The organism is Streptomyces sp. NPDC002994 (genome assembly GCF_040611155.1).
In the GTDB taxonomy this organism is placed as follows: domain Bacteria; phylum Actinomycetota; class Actinomycetes; order Streptomycetales; family Streptomycetaceae; genus Streptomyces.
Window position 1 is genome coordinate 133,483 of record NZ_JBEXNQ010000004.1, and the last position, 19,284, is coordinate 152,766.

A 19,284-nucleotide genomic window follows, 5' to 3' on the forward strand; every position below is an offset into this window, starting at 1 on the left:
TATCAGGGGCGGCGACCGGAGTGTGGGACATGAGAGCCTCTCGCGGCCGCGAATGCCCGCGGCCCAGATCTGATGAACGGGGACTCGGAACACCGGTCCGAAGGTGGGGGCGCGGCAGAGTGGCGCGCCCCCCTCGCGACGGGCGGGAGATGCCGGTCAGGCGCCGAGGTGGCGAGCCAGGAAAGCGACTCCCCCGGTGACGATCGGGGTGACATCCGGGGCACCGATGAAGATGTGGTCGGCACCGTCCACGGGCTGGAGCGTGACATCGCCGTCCACCGCCCGGAGCGCCTTGGCCAGCACCTCACTCTGGCTGTACGGGACCAGAGCATCCTGAGTGCCGTGAACCAGAAGGAACGGCGGGGGAGTTGACCCTTCCGCGTACGTGACAGGGCTGGCGACCCGCGCCAGCTCCGGCCGCTCCTCGGCGGTGCCGCCGAGCAGCGCCTCGTAGGGATCAGGGAATTCGACACCCGGTGGCATCGGCGGCATGGGATGCGAGAGCAGGGCGCCGACCTCGGAGACGCCGTACCAGTCCACGACTGCCTGGACGGCCGAAGTCCCCTCGCGCACGCCCTCGTTGCCTTCCAGGCCCTGGCCGTTCGGGCTCCCTGGTGTCACGAGCCCCGCGAGTGCGGCGAGATGACCACCTGCCGACTCGCCCCAGACGCCGATGCGCTCCGGGTCGATGCCGAATTCGCCGGCGTACTGGCGGACATAGCGGATGGCAGCCTTCACATCGTGGAGCTGGGCCGGGAAGGGGGCTTCGAGACTGTGCCGATAGTCAATGGACACGAGAGCGAGCCCTGCCCCGAGGATTGAGCCGTGCAGCAAGGTGACGGGAACGGTAGGCGGCGGGTAGCGCCGGTCGCCGTCCAGCCACCCGCCACCGTGGATCCAGACGACCGCCGGAACCGGAGCGTCACCCGGAGGTACGTGGACGTCGAGCAAGCGGGGCCGGTAGCCGGGAGTCGTCGCGTAGGTGAGCGCGTCGAAGCGGCGTACACCGTCCTCCGCCACCACTGGCGGCTCTGGAGCCCGGTAGGGAGGCGGAGGCCACGCCTGGTCGAGGTCGACCGGAGCAGATTGCGTCATGGGGGCCCTTTCGAATCAGTCGGGAAACAAGCAGGAAGCGGTGCGGTGCGGTGCGGGGCGTCAGGTCGAGGGCTCGGATGGCCCGCAGACCTTGGCAAACATGGGCTTCATGTCATTTGTCCGAAATGCTTGCGCTTTCCCGTGGGAGATGCTTAGCATGTTACACGTGTAACAACAACCTGGCGACGTCTGGCCGCCTCTCATGCGCTCGACGTCAACGGTCCCGTCTCGGCCTCGTTACACGCGTAATCTGCCCGGCCGTACGCCCTCCTGCTCGGGAGCTCCTCATGCTCGCTGCCGCTGTGGTTCGTACCGGCCCGCCTTCGGGTCGGCGCACGTCCGCTCACTGGTCGTTCAGTCCGACCGCCGCCGCTGTCCCGCTGATCCGGGCTCGGGTTCGCGACGCCCTTGAGGTGTGGCGGATCTCCCTCGATCTCTCCGACACCCTGCTGCTGGCTGTCAGCGAACTGGCGACCAACGTGGTCCGGCATGCTGCATCGGCAACCGGCAGGCTGCGCGTCACCGTGACCTTTGGGGGCGGGTTGCTCCGGCTCGACGTGGCTGACGGGGACCCGTCCCTGCCGTGCGTCGGCCCGGTCGACCTGGAGGCCGAGGGAGGCCGCGGGCTGGCGATCGTCGGCCTGCTGGCCGCAGAGGCGGGCGGGGGAGTGTCGGTAGTCGCAGGCCGGTGCGGCAAGGCCGTGCGGGTGTGCCTGCCGGTGGGCTGAGGCGAGCCGAGCGCAACACGCTGTTAACGAAATCGAATGTGCTGAAATATTGACGGACGCCATTTTGGCGAGATACTACCTTCACTCTCCCCGCTGCCCCGAGATTGAGGTGCCGCCCCATGGAGCTCTCCCCGTCCGCGCACGTCGATTCCTTCTGTCGCGATCGACTCCCGCCCTTCCCCCTCTGGCCCGAACTGCACTTCGATCTGCCGGAGTTGCACTACCCGGACCGGCTCAACGCGGCCCAGCACCTACTCGACGGCGCTGTCGAACGCTGGGGGCCCGACCGTGACTGCCTGCTGACTCCCACGGAGCGGTGGACTTACGGCGACCTGCTGATCCGAGCCAACCAGGTCGCCCAGGTGCTGACTCAGGACTTCGGGCTTCGCCCCGGCCATCGCGTCCTGCTGCGCGGCCCCAACAACCCCTGGCTGGTGGCTGCTTGGTTCGGTGTGCTCAAGGCCGGCGGGGTCGCCGTCACCACCATGCCGCTGTTGCGTGCGACAGAGCTCGCTGACCTCTGCGACATCGGCCGGCCGACTGTTGCCGTATGCGACCACCGCTACCTCGACGAGCTTGCCGCCGCCGACGCCCCCGGCCTCGCTGTACTCGCATACGGCGGCACCACGGAAGCGGACCTCACTGCGCGCTGCGCGACCAAGGACGGGCGGTTCTCCAACGTCATAACGGCGGCCGACGATGTGGCCCTGATCGCCTTCACCTCTGGAACAACTGGTCGGCCGAAGGCGACCATGCACTTCCACCGCGACGTACTGGCAAACGCCGACACCTTCTCCCGCCACATCCTCAAGCCGCGGCAGGACGACATATTCACCGGCACGCCTCCGCTGGCCTTCACCTTCGGCCTCGGCGGACTCGTGGTCTTTCCCCTGCACGTGGGCGCGGCGACCCTGCTGATCGAGCAGGCCGCCCCGCAACAGCTGGCCGACTTGGTGGAAAAGCACGGTGTCACGGTGCTCTTCACCGCACCCACCGCCTACCGGGCGATCATGTCTGCCGGTGCGGTGGGCCGGCTGGCCGGGCTGCGCCGCTGCGTATCGGCCGGTGAGGCGTTGCCGGCGGCAGTGTGGGAGGAATTCCATGCCGCTACGGGGCTGCGCATCATCGACGGCATCGGTGCTACTGAGATGCTGCACGTGTTCATCTCCGCCGCTGACCAGGACATACGGCCGGGTGCCACGGGGAAACCTGTCCCCGGGTACCGGGCGCGTGTGGTGGACGAAGAAGGCCGGCCCGTCCCCGACGGGCAGCCCGGCCTTCTCGCGGTAACCGGCCCCACCGGCTGCCGGTACATGCGGGACCCGCGCCAGACGACGTACGTCAGAGGCGGCTGGAACATCACTGGCGACACCTACATCCGGGATGCCGACGGCTACTTCTGGTACGTAGCCCGCAGCGACGACATGATTGTCTCCTCCGGGTACAACATCGCCGGACCAGAGGTGGAGAAGGCGCTCGCCGCCCACTCCCACGTCGAAGAATGCGCCGTCGTCGGCGCGCCGGACACCGAGCGCGGGATGCTCGTCAAGGCGTACGTGGTCCTCCGGTCCGGCGTCGCCGCCGACGAGGCCACCGCCGCGGAGCTGAAGAACCACGTCAAGCGGTCGATCGCGCCTTACAAGTACCCGCGCGCCATCGAGTTCGTCTCCGAACTGCCGCGTACGAGCAACGGGAAGCTCCAGCGCGGCGAACTGCGCAGACGGGCCCACTCCGCTTCGCCGACGGACAGCTGTGCGGCCGGATCTGCTGAATTCCAGGAGCACGAGCTGCCCAGCGTCGTCGTCGAGAGCCGCGTGGAGTGGCAGGACACCGACGCGGCCGGCCACTACCACCACTCCACAGTGGTGCGCTGGGCCGAAGCCGCCGAGGCGGTCCTGCTACGGCGCCTGGGGCTGGCGCACCTCTTCGGCAGCACCCCCCGCGTCCACTTCGAGGCCGACTACCGGGCTCGCCTGTGGTTCGGCGAGAGGGTGCTTACTGAAATCCGGGTCACCAAGGTCGGAAACAGCTCCCTGCACTACGCCTTCACCGTCAGAGGCGAAGGCGCCGAGGTTGCCGCCGTCGGGCGCATGGTCATCGCCCACTCCGCTGCCCGTGCCACGGGAACCACCCCCTGGCCGGATGACGTGCGGGAGGTCCTCACCAAGGCCGGTCCGCAAGCCTCCGAATTGTTCGCGTGACCGAGCCGCAAACACTCGATACATATGTAGCCATCTTGACGGTCGTAGAAAGAGCGGCATATGTTGTTGTTCAGAACCACAAGGAGGATGCAGTGCGCGTAGCAGTAATCGGAGGAGGGCCTGGAGGGCTGTACTTCGCGGCCCTGGCCAAGCAGCTCTCCCCGCGATGGGACATCACCGTCTGGGAACGCAACGCGCCTGACGACACATTCGGCTTCGGAGTCGTCTTCTCCGACGAGACACTCGACGGCATCGCACAGGCCGACCCCGAGATCTTTGACGCCATGTCAAAAGACTTCGCCCGGTGGAGCGACATCGATGTCCGTTGCCAGGGGCAGGTGCTCACCTCGGGCGGTCACGGCTTCGCGGCCCTGGGCCGTAAGCGGCTGTTGCAGATCCTTCAGGAACGCTGTGCCGCACTGGACGTGGACGTTCGCTACCGCACTCAGGCGCCCCCGGTGGAGGAACTCTCCTCCCAGTACGACCTGGTCGTCGCCGGTGACGGCGTGCGCTCGGCCACCCGTGCGGCGTACGCCGACACCTTCGGCCCGGACCTCGACGAGCGGAACTGCCGCTACATGTGGCTGGGAACGGACAAGGTCTTCGAGGCCTTCAACTTCATCGTCGCCGAGGGGGACTTCGGCACGTTGCAGGTCCACGCCTACCCGTACGACGACACCCGCTCCACGTTCATCGTCGAGATCGACGAAGCCTCCTGGCGCCGGGCCGGCTTCGACAAGTTCGCCGCCCGTGACCACCCCGCCGGGACCAGCGACGAGGACAGTGTCCGGCTGTGCGAGGAGATACTCGCCGAGCACCTCGACGGCCACCGCCTCATCCCCAACAACTCCAAATGGATCCGCTTCACCACGGTCCGCAACAAGACCTGGCAACACGGCAACGTCGTACTGCTCGGGGACGCCGCCCACACCGCTCACTTCTCCATCGGCTCCGGCACCAAGCTCGCCATGGAGGACTCACTCGCTCTCGCCGCCTGTCTTCACGAGCACCCCGACGTCCCTACCGCGCTGGCCGCATACGAGGCCGAACGCAAGCCGGTCGTCGAATCCACCCAGCGCGCGGCGCAGGCCAGCCTCGAATGGTTCGAGAACGTCGGGCGCTACACAGGCCAGCAGCCGCACCAGTTCGCCTTCAACCTCCTCACGCGCAGCCGCCGTGTCACCTACGACAACCTGCGGGTACGGGATGAGGAGTTCACCGCCGCAGTCGTCCGGAGCCATGTCGCAGATGACTCGTCGGAGGTCGCTCTGCCCGGGGACGCGAACGTCCCGCCGATGTTCCGCCCCTTCTGCCTCGGTGGCCTGCGCCTGCGCAACCGCGTTGTCGTGCCCCCCACCGCCCTCTACACCGCGCGCGACGGCGTGCCCGGAGACTTCGAGCTCGTCCACCTGAGCACCCAGGCGCTGGGTGGATCAGGCCTCGTCTTCGCCGGCATGACGGCCGTCAGCCCCGACGCCCGGGCCACCACCGGCTGCCCGGGGCTCTACAGCGACGAACAGGAAGCGGCCTGGCGGCGCATCACCGACTTCGTCCACCGCCAATCAGAAACCTGTCTGGGTATCCAGCTCACCCATGCCGGCCGCCGCGGCGCCACGCACACACCGCGCCCCGACGGCAGCTCCGCCCCCCTGGACGCGGCGGAGGCCTGGCCACTGCTCGCCGCTTCACCGATGGCCTGGGACGAGCGCAGCGCCGTACCGCGTGAAGCCACCCGGCACGACATGGACGTCATCACACGCGACTTCGTCACCGCGGCGCAACGCGCCCACAACGCCGGCTTCGACGCCCTTGAACTGCAGTACGGCCACGGGCACTTGATGTCCGGTTTCCTTTCGCCACTGACCAATCACCGCACTGACTCTTATGGCGGCAACCTGGCCGGACGACTGCGCTTCCCGCTGGAAGTGCTGCGCGCGGTCCGCGCTGTCTGGCCAGCGGGCAAAGCTCTCGTCGTCCGCGTATCCGCCGCCGACTGGGCCGAGGGCGGCACCACCGAGGCGGACGCCGTCACCATCACCCGCGCGCTCGCAGAGGCCGGCGCCGACGCGGTGGACGTTTCCACCGGAGAGGTGGTGGCCCATCAGCAACCTCGGTACGGTCGCAGCTATCAGACGCCCTACGCCGACCTGATCCGCAACGCCACCGGAGTTCCCACGATCGCCGTGGGTGCCATCTCGACGTATGACGATGTGAACTCGATCATTCTGGCCGGCCGGGCTGATCTGTGCGCTGTCGGCCGCGCCCAACTGCACGATCCCCTCTGGACCCTGCACGCTGCGGCCGCCCAGGGGTATGTGGGTCCGGCGGCTCCCTGGCCGCCTTCGTGGAAGGCGGGCAGCGGGCGCCCTCCCGGGGCGCGGACGGACCGTATCCCGCCCCGGCTTCAGCTGCTCCGGCAAGCCACTGCGCCCGTCCACCAGCGCTGGCTCGCGCCCGTTGAAGCTGCCGCTGTTCCGACGGCCCGCTGATCAGGAGAAATGATGGAAAACCTGCCCCGCTTCACCGCTGCGGCAGTCCAGGCGGCGCCCGTCTACCTGGACCCTGCCGCCACCGTCGACAAGGCGATCGGCCTCATCGCCGAGGCCGCCGCGGCGGGCGCCGAACTTGTGGTGTTTCCCGAGGTCTTCGTCCCCGGTTATCCGTACTGGAACTGGACCATGAATCCGGTGCAGGGTTCCCCCTGGTTCGAGCGTCTCTACCGCGCGTCCATCGATGTACCCGGCCCACACGTGGACGCACTGCGCGCGGCGGCTCGCCAGTACGGCGTTGTCCTGGTGATCGGTGTCAATGAGCGCGGTCCGCACAGCCTGGGCGTCCTCTACAACACTCTCCTGACGATCGGCCCGGACGGCGAACTGCTGGGCGTCCACCGCAAGTTGGTGCCCACCTGGGCCGAGAAGCTGACCTGGACCGGGGGAGACGGCAGTTCCCTGCGGGTCCACTCCACCCCTGTCGGACCGCTGGGCGCGCTCGCCTGCGGTGAGAACACCAACACCCTCGCCCGGTTCACCCTGCTGGCACAGGGCGAACTGGTGCATGCCTCCTGCTACATCGCCCTGCCGGTCGCCCCTGCCGACTACGACATGGCGGACGCCATCGCCGTGCGTACCGCGGCTCACAGCTTCGAGGGCAAGGTCTTCTCCGTTGTGGCCTGTTCGACGATCTCTCCGGAGATCGTCGACACCATCGCGGGCGACGACGAGGAGATACGTCGGACCCTCGCCCGTCCCCGCAGCGCGCTGTCCGGGATTTTCGGGCCCGATGGCAGGCCGGTCACCGAACCGCTGATCGACGACGAGGGCATCGTCTACGCCGAGATCGACCTGTCCAAGTGCATTCAGCCCAAGCAGATGCACGACATCGTCGGCCACTACAACCGCTTCGACATCTTCCAGCTCCACGTCGACAACACACCCCGCACGCCGGTCACCTTCACGACCGACCCCGCGCAACAGCCCGTACACCCCGTCACCGCCCCGCTCTCGACCGAGAGCACCAGCACGAGCACCAGCACCAGCACCAGCACCAGCACCACAAAGGAGGACGCATGACCACCGAGTACGACGACGACCAGCTCGGCCGCGCCCGGGTGGCCGACACCCCCGAACTCACCGCGTACTACGCCGAACTCGCCGGACGCGAGGCTGGTGCTCTGTGGACCGTCGCCAATGACATCGAACCGTGGTTCCCGCAGCCGAAGTCCGTACCGGTCCTGTGGCGGTATGACGAACTGCGGCCCCTCGTCCACAAGGCACTCGACATGGTGAAGGCCGACGATGCGGGCCGGCGAGTGGTCATGCTCGTCAACCCGGGCCGCAAGGACGTCAGCGCCGCAGTCGGGCTCCTCTATACGGGCCTGCAGATCATGGGCCCCGGCGAAGCCATGACCGCCCACCGGCACCAGGCGGCTGCCCTGCGCTTCGTCCATGAGGGCACCGGCGCCTGGACCGTCGTCGACGGCCAAAAGCTCAGGGTGAGCCCGGGCGACTTCGCCATCACCCCCAACGGCACCTGGCACGAACACGGCAACGAGTCCGACGACGCTCCCGTCATCTGGCAGGACGGCCTCGACATCCCGCTGGTCAACGCGCTGGACGCGGGCTTCTACGAGGTCCACCCGGAGCTGTACCAGGAGCCGGGCAAAGTGATCAACTCCTCCGTCCTCACCTACGGCGCGAACCTCCTGCCGTACGGCGTGGACAAGTGGACCAAGCCCTACTCGCCGCTGCTCGCCTACCCGTGGGAGCCGACGTACGAGTCGCTGCGCAGCCTGGCCAAGGCCTCCGAGGGCTCCCCCTACGACGGCGTGATCGCGGAGTACACCAACCCGGTCACCGGCGGCTCGGTCATGCCCACGATGAGCGCGCACATGCAGTTGCTGCGCCCCGGCCAGTCGACCCAGGCCCATCGCCACACCGGGTCGGTCATCTACACCGTAGCCAAGGGCCACGGCGTCTCAGTGATCGCCGGACAACGCTTCACCTGGAAGAAGGGCGACATCTTCTGCGTCCCGTCCTGGGCCTGGCACGAGCACCACAACATCGACCAGGGCGACGACGCCTGTCTGTTCTCCTTCAACGACTTCCCCGTGATGCGCGCACTCGGCTTCTACCGGGAAGAGGCCTACACCGACAACGGAGGTCACCAGCCCGCCACCTAGACCCGCGCCGCCGTTACCACCGCCCGCCGGCCCTGACACCGGTGTGTGGAACGGCAGCGCGACCGGGGACGGGCCTTCCGCCCCGCATCGTCCCCGGTACCGGGGCGGTGGTGCAGAAACCTGACCTCTTCACCACCGCCCCATCCTCCAGCCCGTACCTCTCGCTGATCGCGTATCCCGCAAGGAGCCCCCATGCGCCTGGTCACCTACACCCACAACGAAGCCTCCGCCCGCCTGGGCGCACAGGTCGACGACCGTGTCATCGACCTGGCCACGCTGGCGGCCTGTCACGGCGAGCAACTCCCGCTGGACCTGCTGTCCTTCGTCCAGGCCGGCGACATCGCCCGCGAGACCGCGCAGCGCCTGATGGCCGGAGACCCGGCTGAATGGCCGTCCGATGCCGTCCACGCGATCGACGACGTCACGCTGAGCGCTCCGCTGCGCCCAGGGAAGATCATCGGCGTTGGGCTGAACTACGTCGAACACGTCGAGGAGTCCAGCCGCAGCCTGGACACCGACAAGGAACTGCCGCCGCGTCCGGTGCTCTTCAGCAAGCCCGCAACCGCCGTCACCGGTCCTGGACAGCCGATCCGCCACAACGCCAACCTGACGAACCAGCTCGACTGGGAATGCGAACTGGCTGTCGTCATCGGCCGGACTGCCTTCGGCGTCAGCGAGGACGACGCCTTCGACTACATCTTCGGCTACAGCATCATCAACGACATCAGCGCCCGCGACCAGCGCCGCTCCGGCCAGTGGTTCTTCTCCAAGGGACAGGACTCCTTCGCACCCCTCGGACCGGCCGTGGTCACCGCCGATGACATACCCGACCCGATGGAACTCGACCTCGAACTGCGCGTCAACGGTGTCACCAAGCAGAAGTCGAACACCCGCCACATGCTCTTCCCCATCGCCCGACTCATCGCCGACATCACCTCCGGCGTCACCCTTGAGCCCGGGGACATCATCGCCACCGGATCCCCTTCGGGCGTCGGCGCCGGCATGGTCCCCCCTGAGTTCCTCACTCCCGGAGACACCGTCGAGGCCACCGTCGAGGGCATAGGCACCCTGACCAACCCCGTCACCGACGCGCGCTGACACACAAGCACCACCCGCACTCACCCTCACACAAACCACTGAGCGACAGGAGCGCCCCTGTGTCCCCCCGCACCTACCGGATCGGCCAGATCGTGCCGAGTTCCAACGTCACGATGGAAACCGAAGTGCCCGCCATCCTGCGCGCAAGAGAAACCATTGCGCCGGAACGCTTCACGTTTCACTCCAGCCGGATGCGCATGACCCATGTCACGCCCGAGCAGCTCAAGTCCATGGACGCGGACTCGGACCGGTGCGCCGTCGAACTCTCCGACGCTCACGTGGATGTTCTCGGCTACGCGTGCCTGGTGGCCATCATGAGCATGGGCCTGGGCTACCACCGCACGTCCGAGGAGCGCCTCCACACCCGCACCGCGGAAAACGGAGCTCCGGCGCCGGTCGTCACCAGCGCCGGCGCCCTCGTCCACGGACTGCACACTCTCGGTGCCAAGAAGATCGCCCTGCTCGCGCCCTACCTGCGGCCCCTCACCAAGACCGTCGTGAACTACCTCACTCACGAAGGCATCGAAGTCCTCGACTACGAGGCGCTCGAAATCCCCAACAATCTCGACGTCGCCGCCCACGACCCCTCCAAGCTGCCGGGCCTCGCCCGCGCACTGGACTACGCGGACGCCGACGCCGTCGTCCTCTCCGCATGCGTGCAGATGCCCTCGCTGGGGGCCATCGAGGAGGCGGAACAGCTTCTGGGCAAGCCGGTGGTGTCCGCCGCGGTCTGCACGGCCCATCAGATGATGCGTGCGCTCGACCTCCCCGCGATCGCCCCGGGAGCCGGCCACCTTCTCGCGGGCGCCTACGCCGAGGCTCCCCTCCCGCAGCGGACCGCTCCCATGGCGTGACGTCGGGTGACGGTAGGATCGCCACCGCACACGACGGAAGGCGATCATGTGGAAAGCTCCAGGCCAAGCTCTCTGATCAACACGGTCTACGGAGCGTTCCTCCGCCGGCTCGGCGGGTGGATCTCGATCGCCGACCTCATCGTGCTGCTCGCCGAGCTGGACGTGGACAGCCAAGCCGTACGCTCAGCGATCTCCAGGCTGAAGAAGCGCGGCGTACTGGAACCGGAACGCCGGTCCGCTACCGGCTACCGGCTCAGCCCGGCCATGCACACCGTTTTCGACGAGGGTGACCGACGCATTTTCGGCAGCCTCGAGCCGGCTGAGTTGAGAGACGGCTGGGTCATGGCGGTGTTCTCCGTACCCGAGTCCGAACGAGCGCACCGTTACCAACTGCGCACCCGCCTGACCTGGCTGGGGTTCGGCAACCTCGCCCCCGGTGTCTGGCTGGCACCCGGCCGCCTCCTGAAGGATGCCCGCAGCACGCTCACGCGGCTTGGCCTGAGTGACTACGTGCACCTCTTCACCTCGGATTACGCCGCTTTCAGCGACCTGCGCACATCGGTCGCTTCCTGGTGGGACTTCCCTGCCATCCAGGCGCAGTACGCGTCGTTCACCGACACCTACGGCCCGGTCGCTGAACGCCTGGGCACGAAAGGTGACGTAGACAGCGGCGAGGCGTTCCGTCACTACGTACCCATGCTGACCCAATGGCGCAGACTCCCTTACCTCGACCCCGGCCTGCCGGCAGAACTGCTCCCGCAGGACTGGAACGCTGTCGCCGCGCGTCAGGTGTTCCAACAGCTGCACGACGTGCTTGCCTCTCCCAGCCTGGATCACGTACGGAAAGTGACCGCCCTGTAGATCGCGCACCGTAGTAAATCCGGTGCGCGATCTCGTGCTGCGCGCTGAGCGCTGCGCCACACCGACGCGGGGCACGGGCGCGGGTCGGGCGGGATTTCACCTTCGTCACCGGGCCCGCCCGGCACTTCGTACGCAAGCCTGCCCGGATCGACCACGTCCAGGCAGCCGCAGCCCGCGCTTCGAAGCACGCGTTCCTGCGGGGGCTCGGGGCGGACGAGGTGGTCGACTACGCCCGTTGGTCCGCAACCCTCGGGCTAATCCGCTGATTGGCCAGGGGGTCGGGCGATGAGGGCGTTGATTGTCTTGCCGGGGCCAGGGCCGAGTGTGATGGTCACGCCGTCGGTCAGGCGGCGGACCATGTGCCAGCCGAAGCCCCCGCTGCCGCCGTTGAGGTCGGGGGTGACCTCGCGCGGGGGCGCGGGATTGGGGTCGCTGACTGCGGCGCTCACCGCGTCGGGGCCGGCGGACAGTTCGAGGGTGTAGCGGCCGCCGCCGTGGCGCAGGGCGTTGGTGACGAGTTCGGACACCACCAGCACGAGGGTGTCCGCCACGTCCGCTCCCAGTGCCGGGCTTAGGCTGTTGGTGAATGCGCGGGCGATCTCGCGGGCGCGATGGATGTCAGCCGTGCTGTCACCCATCGTTCGATGTGAGGCAACCGCGTTGGTGATCTTTGTGTCGTTCATGCACGTACACCCCACCTGGATCGGTTGTACCGCTTTGCAGAACGAGTAGCGTGCCCGCTCGATCAGCTTCCACACGCGGGCGGCGGAATCCCGACTTCTCCAACTGAAGAAAATCTGCCGTGGCGGTAGTAGACATTGCCGTTTGGTCGGGTAGGGTTTCGCTCGTAGCCAGGACAGCAAGTGAGGCGCGGCAGGGATGAACTGCCGCGTACGCAGGTTCAAGTGAGTTGTGGCACGGCAGCGGAACCTCAGGGCCGGATGCGCCAGGGTCCTGAGGTTGGCTGCCGGGCCGGACGGCCCACAGGGGCCGTGAGCAGTTCCGCAGTACGACAGATTGATCGCAAGGAAAGAAGGAGGTAGACGCCATCAGGATCGCCCGGGCGAGGAAGAGTCCGCTCGGGTACCGAAGGCCCCGGAAGGTAGGTGGTCCCCGGTCACGCATCCGCGATCCCCGCGTTCCCGTCCATCCCCATGGCGGAGATGCGGAAACACGAATCCGGCACAGAAGTAGCCGGTAGATGGTGTTCATTCCCCGGACCCTGGTGCCATGCGGCACCAGGGTCCCTTCACATGTTCAGTACGACGCGGACGCCGGCGAGCCAACCCTGTGCCTCTCACGGGCGGATGCCGGGCTCAACAGCGAACAGCTCGCGCCGGGAACAACGGATGCATTCGTCGCCGACGCAGGGGCACAAGGGCACGTACGACAACTCGTTGGAACGGAAATAGAGATGAGTGTGATTGCATGTCCCACCACCCCCGGACGCCGGACGACTACGCGCAGACCCACCCTGACAAGGGTGTGAAGCGCAGCAACGGACTGGCGATCGCCGCGCTTGTTCTCGGCATCGCGGCGATCCTCCTCTTCTGGACCGTCTTCGGCGGCATCGTACTGGGCCTGCTGGCAGTGATCTTCGGCGTTATCGGCGCACGCAAGGCACACGGGAGCCGGGCACCGCACGGCAAGATATCGATCATCGGCGCGGTGCTTGGAGCGCTGGGGCTGATCGCATCCGTTGTGATCATCGCGATCGGCGCGTCGATTCTCAACTCCGATGAGTTCAAGAACTTCGACGACTGCGTCAAGCACGCCAAGACGCAGAGTGAACGGGACCTGTGCGCGAAGGACTTCAACAAGGAAGTCGATTAGGCCAGGAGACGGCGGGGGCCCGGCCTCGTTCAGCAAGCGGCGGCGTGTCCTTCCCTCCAGCGCTGCGCGATCGTGCCGCGCACGGTGTAGAAGTGTTCCGCTTCTACACCGGGTGGGGGCAGCCGCTCAAAAGGAAGACCACGTATCGAGGACGTGCGCACGACGCGTCGGTGTCACGGTAGAGTGGATATTTGCTGTGTGGCAATAGTTTGGCCCGGCGCCTGCGGTTGGTGGGAGCTTCGGCGCGTTCAGATGCAGTCAGTGTTGGCGGGCGCGGCGCAAGCTCTTCTCTACGCCTCGATAGGCTGCCGCTCCCCTCTTACCGCTTTCTCGACGAAATGGCCTTCACCGTGACGAACTTCCTGGCCGTGGAGCGTGCTGTGCGCACTGCCGCACCTCATGCGATCTTTGACACGGTGCGCGCCGCACTGGTCGAGTTCTACGAGGCCACCGAGGTCGATCTGCTGATGGCCGACTACAGTCTCACCGTCCTGCAGCCGGTGACTGCCCTGCCGCACACCGCGAGGCCGTTGCCCGTCCATGCCAGCCCGGAGGGCCGCGCTTTCGGCAGTCAGGAGCCGTTCGGGCAATACGTGGCTCATGACGGTTCCGTGGATCTGCATCTGCCCGTGACCGTCCGCGGGGACAGGCTCGGGATCTTGACCGTACGCCTGCCCAAACGGAGATGCACCCCCGAGACTGTTGAGGAACTGACTGAACTCGCTGAGCTCCTCGGGCACGAAATCGTCGTTGCCGAGCGCGATACGGATCTGTTCCTTCAGGCCCGCCGCGCCAGTCGGCTCACCTTGGCGGCGGAGATGCAGTGGCAGTTGCTGCCTGCTCGGGCCTGCACGCGCCCGGAGTATGCCATCGGGGCCCAGCTGGAACCCGCCTACGACATCCACGGTGACAACTTCGACTGGTCCACTACGGCTGAGACCCTCACTCTGAGCATCACCAACGGAATGGGCGAGGGAATCCAGGCGTCGCTGCTGACCAACTTGGCCGTCAACGCTCTGCGTAACGCTCGCAGGGCGGGCATTGACATCGTTGATCAAGCGGCCCTGGCCGACCAGGCCATCTATGCCCAGTACCGCGGCGCGCAGTACGTCTCGACCCTGCTGTTGTCGTTCGAACTGGCCACCGGACGCGGGCAAGTAGTTGACGCCGGCTCGCCTCAGCTGTGGCGTCAGCGGGACAAAGTCGTGGAGCACGTCGACTTCGAGGCCCAGCTCCCCTTGGGCATGTTCGAGGAGACCCTCTACACGGCCCAGGAATTCCAGGCGCTGCCCGGCGACCGCTTGATCTTCGTCAGCGATGGTGTCTACGCCGCGGTCTCTGGCGTCGGCGAGGCCTACGGGGAGCGTGCGCTGGCACGTGCCATCCAGTCTGTCAGCCTCCTGCCGGCCGCCGCTGTTCCGCGCGCGCTCTTGCAGGAACTGGCGTCATACCGTGATGCCGACGCCGATGACGACGCTCTGGTCGTGTGCCTGGACTGGTTCGGGCGCACCGCCGCGGCTTAGGAGTGAGCCTCGGCAATGATGAGGCGTCTCCCTGCACCTCGGGGTGACGGCGCACGCAAGCAAGTGGCGCGTCGCCTCGAAGGCCTCTGTCTGACGGCGTTTCGCCGCGTCTGCGGCACGCGCCGGTGCCGCGGCTCATCTCTCCGGCGCGGTTCCGGCTTCCCTTGGTCGTGTGTCACGTGCTTATATTTGCCATACGGCAACAATCGAACGGAGCGGGAACACCCCGGCCGGCCGCGGGGCCGGGCGTTGCTTGCGGGGTCGCGAAGGGGAGTTTGAGTGAGCAGCAATGAGGCGGTGGCCCGAAAGCGTGTCGCCGGCGTCATGCAGGGACGCGTCGATGAGATCGCCGACCGGTGGGTGCAGCTGCAGGTGCGGCACGCCGCTGTGAGTGCGGATGCTCGTGAGAGTGAACTGCGCGAGGAGGCCGACGCTCTGGTCGCTGCCTTGGCTGCCGGTCTCGACAGCGCTCTGCCGGTTGACCGGATCGTGAACTCCCACGCCGACCTGAACCGCGCTGTCACCGAACTCTCGTTGCGCAGAGCCAGGAGCGGCGAATCCCCGACCGCCACGGCGCTGGCAGTCCTCGCGCTCAAGGAGGCGCTGCTGGAGGCCGTGCAGGAGAGCACCCAGGACGGCGGAGAGCTGTTCTCCGCGGCGTTGCTGATCAACCGGCTCCTGGACGCCGCCGGGGCACTGTCCTTCGACACCTACGTCGAAGGCCGCGAGGAGATCATCCGCAGGCAGAGCAGGCAGCTGCTGGAGCTCTCGACTCCCGTCGTCCGCCTCTGGAAACAGGTTCTCGGCGTACCGCTCATCGGCACTCTCGACACCGCCCGCACGCAGGTGGTGATGGAAAACCTGCTCCAGGCCATCCAGGACCAAGAAGCAACAGTCGCCATCATCGACATCACCGGCGTACCGACCGTGGACACCGCTGTGGCGCAGCACCTCATGCAGACCGTCAACGCCGTGCGTCTGATGGGGGCGGACTGCATCATCAGCGGCATCCGGCCGCCGATCGCGCAGACCATCGCCCAGCTGGGCATCGACCTGTCCACCATCATGACCCGGGCCACCCTCTCCGACGCCCTGTCCGAAGCCATCAAGCTCACCGTCGGCTCCCTGCCCACCTCCAACGGGCCTTCCGACGGGCCGGCGCCGCGATGAGAGGACGTGCTTCCACCGGTGTGCCCATCCTCCGTCTGGGTGACGTCCTGATCACCGGGCTGCTCAACGAACTCGACGACAAGGCCGCCCTGGCCTTCACCGACGAACTCACCGAGCGCATCTCGGCCGACAGGGTACGCGGGGTCCTGATCGACATCTCCCGCCTCGAGATCGTCGACTCCTTTGTGGCACGCACCCTGATGGAACTCACCACCATGGCCAGACTCCTGGGAGCACGCGTGATTGTGGCCGGAATGCGACCCCCCGTAGCGATCACTCTGGTCGAACTGGGCATTGAACTTATTGGTGTGGAAACCGCCCTGAACGCAGAGCAGGGCATGGCCGCCTTGGGCTGGCATCAAAGTCCGCAGCCCCCGGAAGGGGCCCGACGTGACACAACTCGCTAAGACAACAACCGCCGCTGCTCCCCGCGAAAACCGGCCCCCGGCCGGCACCGCTCCGATGGAGTCCACCACGCGCGTGGTACTGGCCACCGAGGAGGACCTGCTGACCGTCCGCCATGCGGTGCGCGCAGCCACACTCGCCGTCGGCTTCGGCATCGTCGATCAGACCCGTGTGGTGACCGCGGCCAGTGAGCTGGCGCGCAACGCCTACATCCACGGCGGGGGAGGGGTGCTCACCATCGACTACCCGCGTCGCCACGGTGGAAAAGGACTGCGGCTGACCATAAGTGACGAAGGCCCCGGCATCCCCGATGTCGACGCCGCGCTCGTCGACGGCTTCACCACCGGGGCGGGTCTCGGCCACGGCCTGGGCGGTGCCCGTCGTCTCATGGACGAGTTCGACGTACGCACCGGGCCGGGCGCCGGAACGACTGTGATCGCCACGCGGTGGGTGAACCGGTGACGCGTTCAGCGATGCCGGCGACCGCCTTCGTACGCATCGATCACTACAGCGCCGTACAGCTGGCCGCCCAGACCGCCCGCTCGTTCGCCGAACAGCGCCACCTCCCCGGGGCGATGCCCGACCAGGCCGCGGTCCTCGCCTCCGAACTGGCCAGCAACCTCGACAAACACGCCAAAGACGGGGCCCTCTACATACAGCCACTGCCGCTGGGGGCCGGTCTGGAGATCCTCGCGGCCGACCGCGGCCCGGGCATGCCGGAACTGCAACGCTGCCTCGCCGACGGCTACACCACGACCGGCACCCTGGGGGCCGGCCTGGGCGCGGTCAGCCGGATAGCGACCGACTTCACCATCCGTACGCAGGTCGGTGTCGGCACTCTGGTCTGCGCCCGCCTGGCCCTGCCCGACCAGCCCCAACCGGTGTGCCAGGGCGCCGGGTTCCTTTGCCTGCCCGCTGGAGGCGAACAGGAATGCGGGGACGCGGGCGCCATCGTCGAAAACGACAACGTCCGCACCGCGATCGTCATCGACGGGCTCGGGCACGGACCTCATGCCGCCGAAGCCGCCCAGATCGCCCTGCGCTCCTTCCACAGCGCAGCAGACCAACCACTGCCCCAAATCCTCACCACACTGCACCGGGCGCTGCGCCACACCCGAGGCGCAGCGGTCGGCCTGCTGCGCCTGCACGCCCAACAGGCGCAGCACTGCGGGATCGGCAATGTCCGCGCTCTGGGCTTCTCGCCTCGCGGCGTCGATCACCGGCTGACCGGCCAGCCCGGCATCGTCGGCTGGAAGATGCCCGTCCCCCAGATACACACCATCCCCCTGGCGCCCGGAACAACCGCCGTACTCCACAGCGACGGTATAAACGCCCAATGGGCGCACGCACCCTCCCCCTTCGTGCTCCGCCTGCCACCACCTCTGCTCGCCGCGGCAGTCGCCCACGGCCACCGCTTCAGCCGCGACGACGCCACCGTTCTGGCCGTCAGGGCCCACCAGGAATACTGATGACCGACCGTCTCTTTCACGCTCTGCCGCCACTGCGCCGGACCGTGCGCCGTCTCGCACATGCCTACCAGCTGCCTGCCGAAGTCAGAGGCCGCCTTGTGCTGTCTGTGGCCGACCTGACGGACAGCGAATTCCAGGCCGGCCGGCCCGTCACCCTGCACACCGCCCACGAAGCGGGTACGGACGCGGACTCCCACGTCCTGGCAGTCACACTGCGGTTCGCGAAGGGACGGGGCACGCTCGCCGCCACGACAGATCTGCCCCTGCCCGCCACGCAATCGTCCCCGGACTCGCTCACGTGGCGGATCCCCGTCTCCGCAACACAGGAAGACCGCTCCTTTTCCAGCCGGCTCCCGGCTGACGGCAGTACCCGATACGAACCGTGGCCGGGCAGACCAGCAGGGACGGAGACGCAGGCCATCGAGGAAGAACTCCGAGCAGCTTTTGCACAGACCGACGGGCTCGTCGCCGAGCATCGCCGCCTCAAGCACGAGCTCGCCGAGACCAACGCCGGCGTCCTCGCCCTGTACGTACAACTTGAAGAACGCGACGAACAGCTACGCAGGGCACACGGTCAGATCCTTCAGGAACTCGAAGACGCCCTGCGCCCACAGCCGCTCAGCCTTGACGGCCTCGAGCTCGCTGTCCACTACGAACCCGCCGACCCCAACGCTCCCACTGGCGGGGACCTCTACGACTGGTTCCGCCTCCCCGACGGTACGCTTCACATCACTGTCGTCGACGCACTCGGACATGGAGTGCGAAGCACCCGTAACGCCCTCAACGTGACGCACGCCGTACGGACCCTGGCCCTCGAAGGCCATCCACTGCAGTCCATCCTCGCGAGCACCCACGAGATCCTCATGCCGCTGGACCCCGAACTGATGGCCACCGTGCTCCTGGCCCGGCTGGACCCGGCCACCGGACAGCTCCAACTGGCCAACGGCAGCCACCCACCCGCGCTTGTGCTCCGGTCCGACGGCACCGCGCACTACCTGGAAGCCCGGGGGAGAGGCATCGGCTTTCCACTGCCCGGCAGCGAGAAGGTCCTGCACGCCGGTATCGAGCCGGGCGACCTGCTCATCCTCTACACCGACGGACTCACCGAAAGCCGCCGAGACCCGTGCGAGGGCGAGATCCGACTCATCGAGGCGTCGCGCCGCCACGCGGCAAGACCGCTGGCCGAAATCCCCAGTTCCATCGCGGCCGACATGCACGCAGTCGTCCTCCACGCCGACGACACCCTGGCCCTGGCCATCCGCATCACCAGTCGCGAGGGGTAATAGAGGTCCATTACCTCGCCGTGATCCGTCCCACACCCCGCGGGTGGGGGCACTGGATGTGGAGGGGGCGGCTGACAAAACAC

Annotated in this window: 17 protein-coding genes and 1 pseudogene; 16 read left to right on the forward strand and 2 right to left on the reverse strand. The window is 67.4% G+C overall.

Going from position 1 to position 19,284, the window contains the following annotated elements:
* Positions 1-156: 156 nt before the first annotated feature.
* Complete coding sequence (locus tag ABZX79_RS06180; RefSeq protein WP_355252389.1) at positions 157-1,095, reverse strand: alpha/beta hydrolase; 939 nt, start codon at positions 1,093-1,095, stop codon at positions 157-159.
* A 287-nt stretch (positions 1,096-1,382) separates the two neighbouring features.
* On the opposite strand from ABZX79_RS06180, the gene ABZX79_RS06185 reads away from it, so the two are divergent.
* From ABZX79_RS06185 to ABZX79_RS06225, 9 genes and pseudogenes are all read left to right on the forward strand, one after another.
* On the forward strand, positions 1,383-1,823 hold the full coding sequence (locus tag ABZX79_RS06185; RefSeq protein WP_355252392.1) for an ATP-binding protein: 441 nt from the start codon (positions 1,383-1,385) through the stop codon (positions 1,821-1,823).
* 119 nt (positions 1,824-1,942) lie between these two features.
* Positions 1,943-3,541 (forward strand): annotated as a pseudogene (locus ABZX79_RS06190) (benzoate-CoA ligase family protein); the annotation flags it as partial.
* A gap of 96 nt (positions 3,542-3,637) precedes the next feature.
* Positions 3,638-4,024, forward strand: a complete 387-nt coding sequence (locus ABZX79_RS06195) for a thioesterase family protein (protein ID WP_355252922.1) — start codon at positions 3,638-3,640, stop codon at positions 4,022-4,024.
* A gap of 92 nt (positions 4,025-4,116) precedes the next feature.
* Positions 4,117-6,513, forward strand: a complete 2,397-nt coding sequence (locus ABZX79_RS06200) for a bifunctional salicylyl-CoA 5-hydroxylase/oxidoreductase (protein WP_355252395.1) — start codon at positions 4,117-4,119, stop codon at positions 6,511-6,513.
* A gap of 12 nt (positions 6,514-6,525) precedes the next feature.
* Positions 6,526-7,596 (forward strand): carbon-nitrogen hydrolase family protein, encoded by a 1,071-nt coding sequence (locus tag ABZX79_RS06205; protein WP_355252398.1) that lies wholly within the window; start codon positions 6,526-6,528, stop codon positions 7,594-7,596.
* A complete protein-coding gene (locus ABZX79_RS06210) occupies positions 7,593-8,705 on the forward strand; it encodes a cupin domain-containing protein (protein WP_355252401.1) in 1,113 nt (370 codons plus the stop codon). The genes ABZX79_RS06205 and ABZX79_RS06210 overlap by 4 nt, the downstream gene beginning before the upstream one ends.
* A gap of 192 nt (positions 8,706-8,897) precedes the next feature.
* Positions 8,898-9,803 (forward strand): fumarylacetoacetate hydrolase family protein, encoded by a 906-nt coding sequence (locus ABZX79_RS06215; protein WP_355252404.1) that lies wholly within the window; start codon positions 8,898-8,900, stop codon positions 9,801-9,803.
* A 113-nt stretch (positions 9,804-9,916) separates the two neighbouring features.
* Positions 9,917-10,657, forward strand: a complete 741-nt coding sequence (locus tag ABZX79_RS06220; protein WP_355252925.1) for an Asp/Glu racemase — start codon at positions 9,917-9,919, stop codon at positions 10,655-10,657.
* Between the two features lie 48 nt (positions 10,658-10,705).
* Positions 10,706-11,518, forward strand: coding sequence for a PaaX family transcriptional regulator C-terminal domain-containing protein (locus tag ABZX79_RS06225; protein ID WP_355252407.1), 813 nt, complete (start codon positions 10,706-10,708; stop codon positions 11,516-11,518).
* A gap of 254 nt (positions 11,519-11,772) precedes the next feature.
* Here ABZX79_RS06225 and ABZX79_RS06230 read toward each other — a convergent pair whose 3' ends face one another.
* Complete coding sequence (locus ABZX79_RS06230) at positions 11,773-12,201, reverse strand: ATP-binding protein (RefSeq protein WP_355252410.1); 429 nt, start codon at positions 12,199-12,201, stop codon at positions 11,773-11,775.
* Between the two features lie 745 nt (positions 12,202-12,946).
* Here ABZX79_RS06230 and ABZX79_RS06235 point away from each other — a divergent pair.
* The 7 genes from ABZX79_RS06235 (at position 12,947) to ABZX79_RS06265 (ending at position 19,201) form a co-directional block, all read left to right on the forward strand.
* The gene (locus ABZX79_RS06235; RefSeq protein WP_355252413.1) at positions 12,947-13,351 is read left to right on the forward strand and encodes a DUF4190 domain-containing protein; all 405 of its coding nucleotides are present in this window, start codon (positions 12,947-12,949) and stop codon (positions 13,349-13,351) included.
* A 338-nt stretch (positions 13,352-13,689) separates the two neighbouring features.
* On the forward strand, positions 13,690-14,874 hold the full coding sequence (locus ABZX79_RS06240) for a PP2C family protein-serine/threonine phosphatase (RefSeq protein ID WP_355252416.1): 1,185 nt from the start codon (positions 13,690-13,692) through the stop codon (positions 14,872-14,874).
* A gap of 279 nt (positions 14,875-15,153) precedes the next feature.
* Positions 15,154-16,044: an STAS domain-containing protein gene (locus ABZX79_RS06245; RefSeq protein WP_355252419.1), complete on the forward strand. Its 891-nt coding sequence runs from the start codon at positions 15,154-15,156 to the stop codon at positions 16,042-16,044.
* Positions 16,041-16,451: an STAS domain-containing protein gene (locus ABZX79_RS06250; protein WP_355252422.1), complete on the forward strand. Its 411-nt coding sequence runs from the start codon at positions 16,041-16,043 to the stop codon at positions 16,449-16,451. Before ABZX79_RS06245 ends, ABZX79_RS06250 begins: the two co-directional genes overlap by 4 nt.
* A 55-nt stretch (positions 16,452-16,506) precedes the next feature.
* Positions 16,507-16,911 (forward strand): ATP-binding protein, encoded by a 405-nt coding sequence (locus tag ABZX79_RS06255; RefSeq protein WP_355252928.1) that lies wholly within the window; start codon positions 16,507-16,509, stop codon positions 16,909-16,911.
* Positions 16,908-17,918 (forward strand): SpoIIE family protein phosphatase, encoded by a 1,011-nt coding sequence (locus ABZX79_RS06260; protein WP_355252425.1) that lies wholly within the window; start codon positions 16,908-16,910, stop codon positions 17,916-17,918. The genes ABZX79_RS06255 and ABZX79_RS06260 overlap by 4 nt, the downstream gene beginning before the upstream one ends.
* Positions 17,918-19,201, forward strand: coding sequence for a PP2C family protein-serine/threonine phosphatase (locus ABZX79_RS06265; RefSeq protein WP_355252428.1), 1,284 nt, complete (start codon positions 17,918-17,920; stop codon positions 19,199-19,201). Before ABZX79_RS06260 ends, ABZX79_RS06265 begins: the two co-directional genes overlap by 1 nt.
* Positions 19,202-19,284 lie beyond the last annotated feature (83 nt).

What these genes read in the sequence shown, in the direction of transcription:
- ABZX79_RS06180 (WP_355252389.1), bottom strand. Translation starts at nt 1,095, where the DNA reads ATGACGCAATCTGCTCCGGTCGACCTCGACCAGGCGTGGCCTCCGCCT.
- ABZX79_RS06185 (WP_355252392.1), top strand. Translation starts at nt 1,383, where the DNA reads ATGCTCGCTGCCGCTGTGGTTCGTACCGGCCCGCCTTCGGGTCGGCGC.
- ABZX79_RS06205 (WP_355252398.1), top strand. Translation starts at nt 6,526, where the DNA reads ATGGAAAACCTGCCCCGCTTCACCGCTGCGGCAGTCCAGGCGGCGCCC.
- ABZX79_RS06210 (WP_355252401.1), top strand. Translation starts at nt 7,593, where the DNA reads ATGACCACCGAGTACGACGACGACCAGCTCGGCCGCGCCCGGGTGGCC.
- ABZX79_RS06215 (WP_355252404.1), top strand. Translation starts at nt 8,898, where the DNA reads ATGCGCCTGGTCACCTACACCCACAACGAAGCCTCCGCCCGCCTGGGC.
- ABZX79_RS06220 (WP_355252925.1), top strand. Translation starts at nt 9,917, where the DNA reads ATGGAAACCGAAGTGCCCGCCATCCTGCGCGCAAGAGAAACCATTGCG.
- ABZX79_RS06230 (WP_355252410.1), bottom strand. Translation starts at nt 12,201, where the DNA reads ATGAACGACACAAAGATCACCAACGCGGTTGCCTCACATCGAACGATG.
- ABZX79_RS06235 (WP_355252413.1), top strand. Translation starts at nt 12,947, where the DNA reads ATGTCCCACCACCCCCGGACGCCGGACGACTACGCGCAGACCCACCCT.
- ABZX79_RS06240 (WP_355252416.1), top strand. Translation starts at nt 13,690, where the DNA reads ATGGCCTTCACCGTGACGAACTTCCTGGCCGTGGAGCGTGCTGTGCGC.
- ABZX79_RS06250 (WP_355252422.1), top strand. Translation starts at nt 16,041, where the DNA reads ATGAGAGGACGTGCTTCCACCGGTGTGCCCATCCTCCGTCTGGGTGAC.
- ABZX79_RS06255 (WP_355252928.1), top strand. Translation starts at nt 16,507, where the DNA reads ATGGAGTCCACCACGCGCGTGGTACTGGCCACCGAGGAGGACCTGCTG.
- ABZX79_RS06265 (WP_355252428.1), top strand. Translation starts at nt 17,918, where the DNA reads ATGACCGACCGTCTCTTTCACGCTCTGCCGCCACTGCGCCGGACCGTG.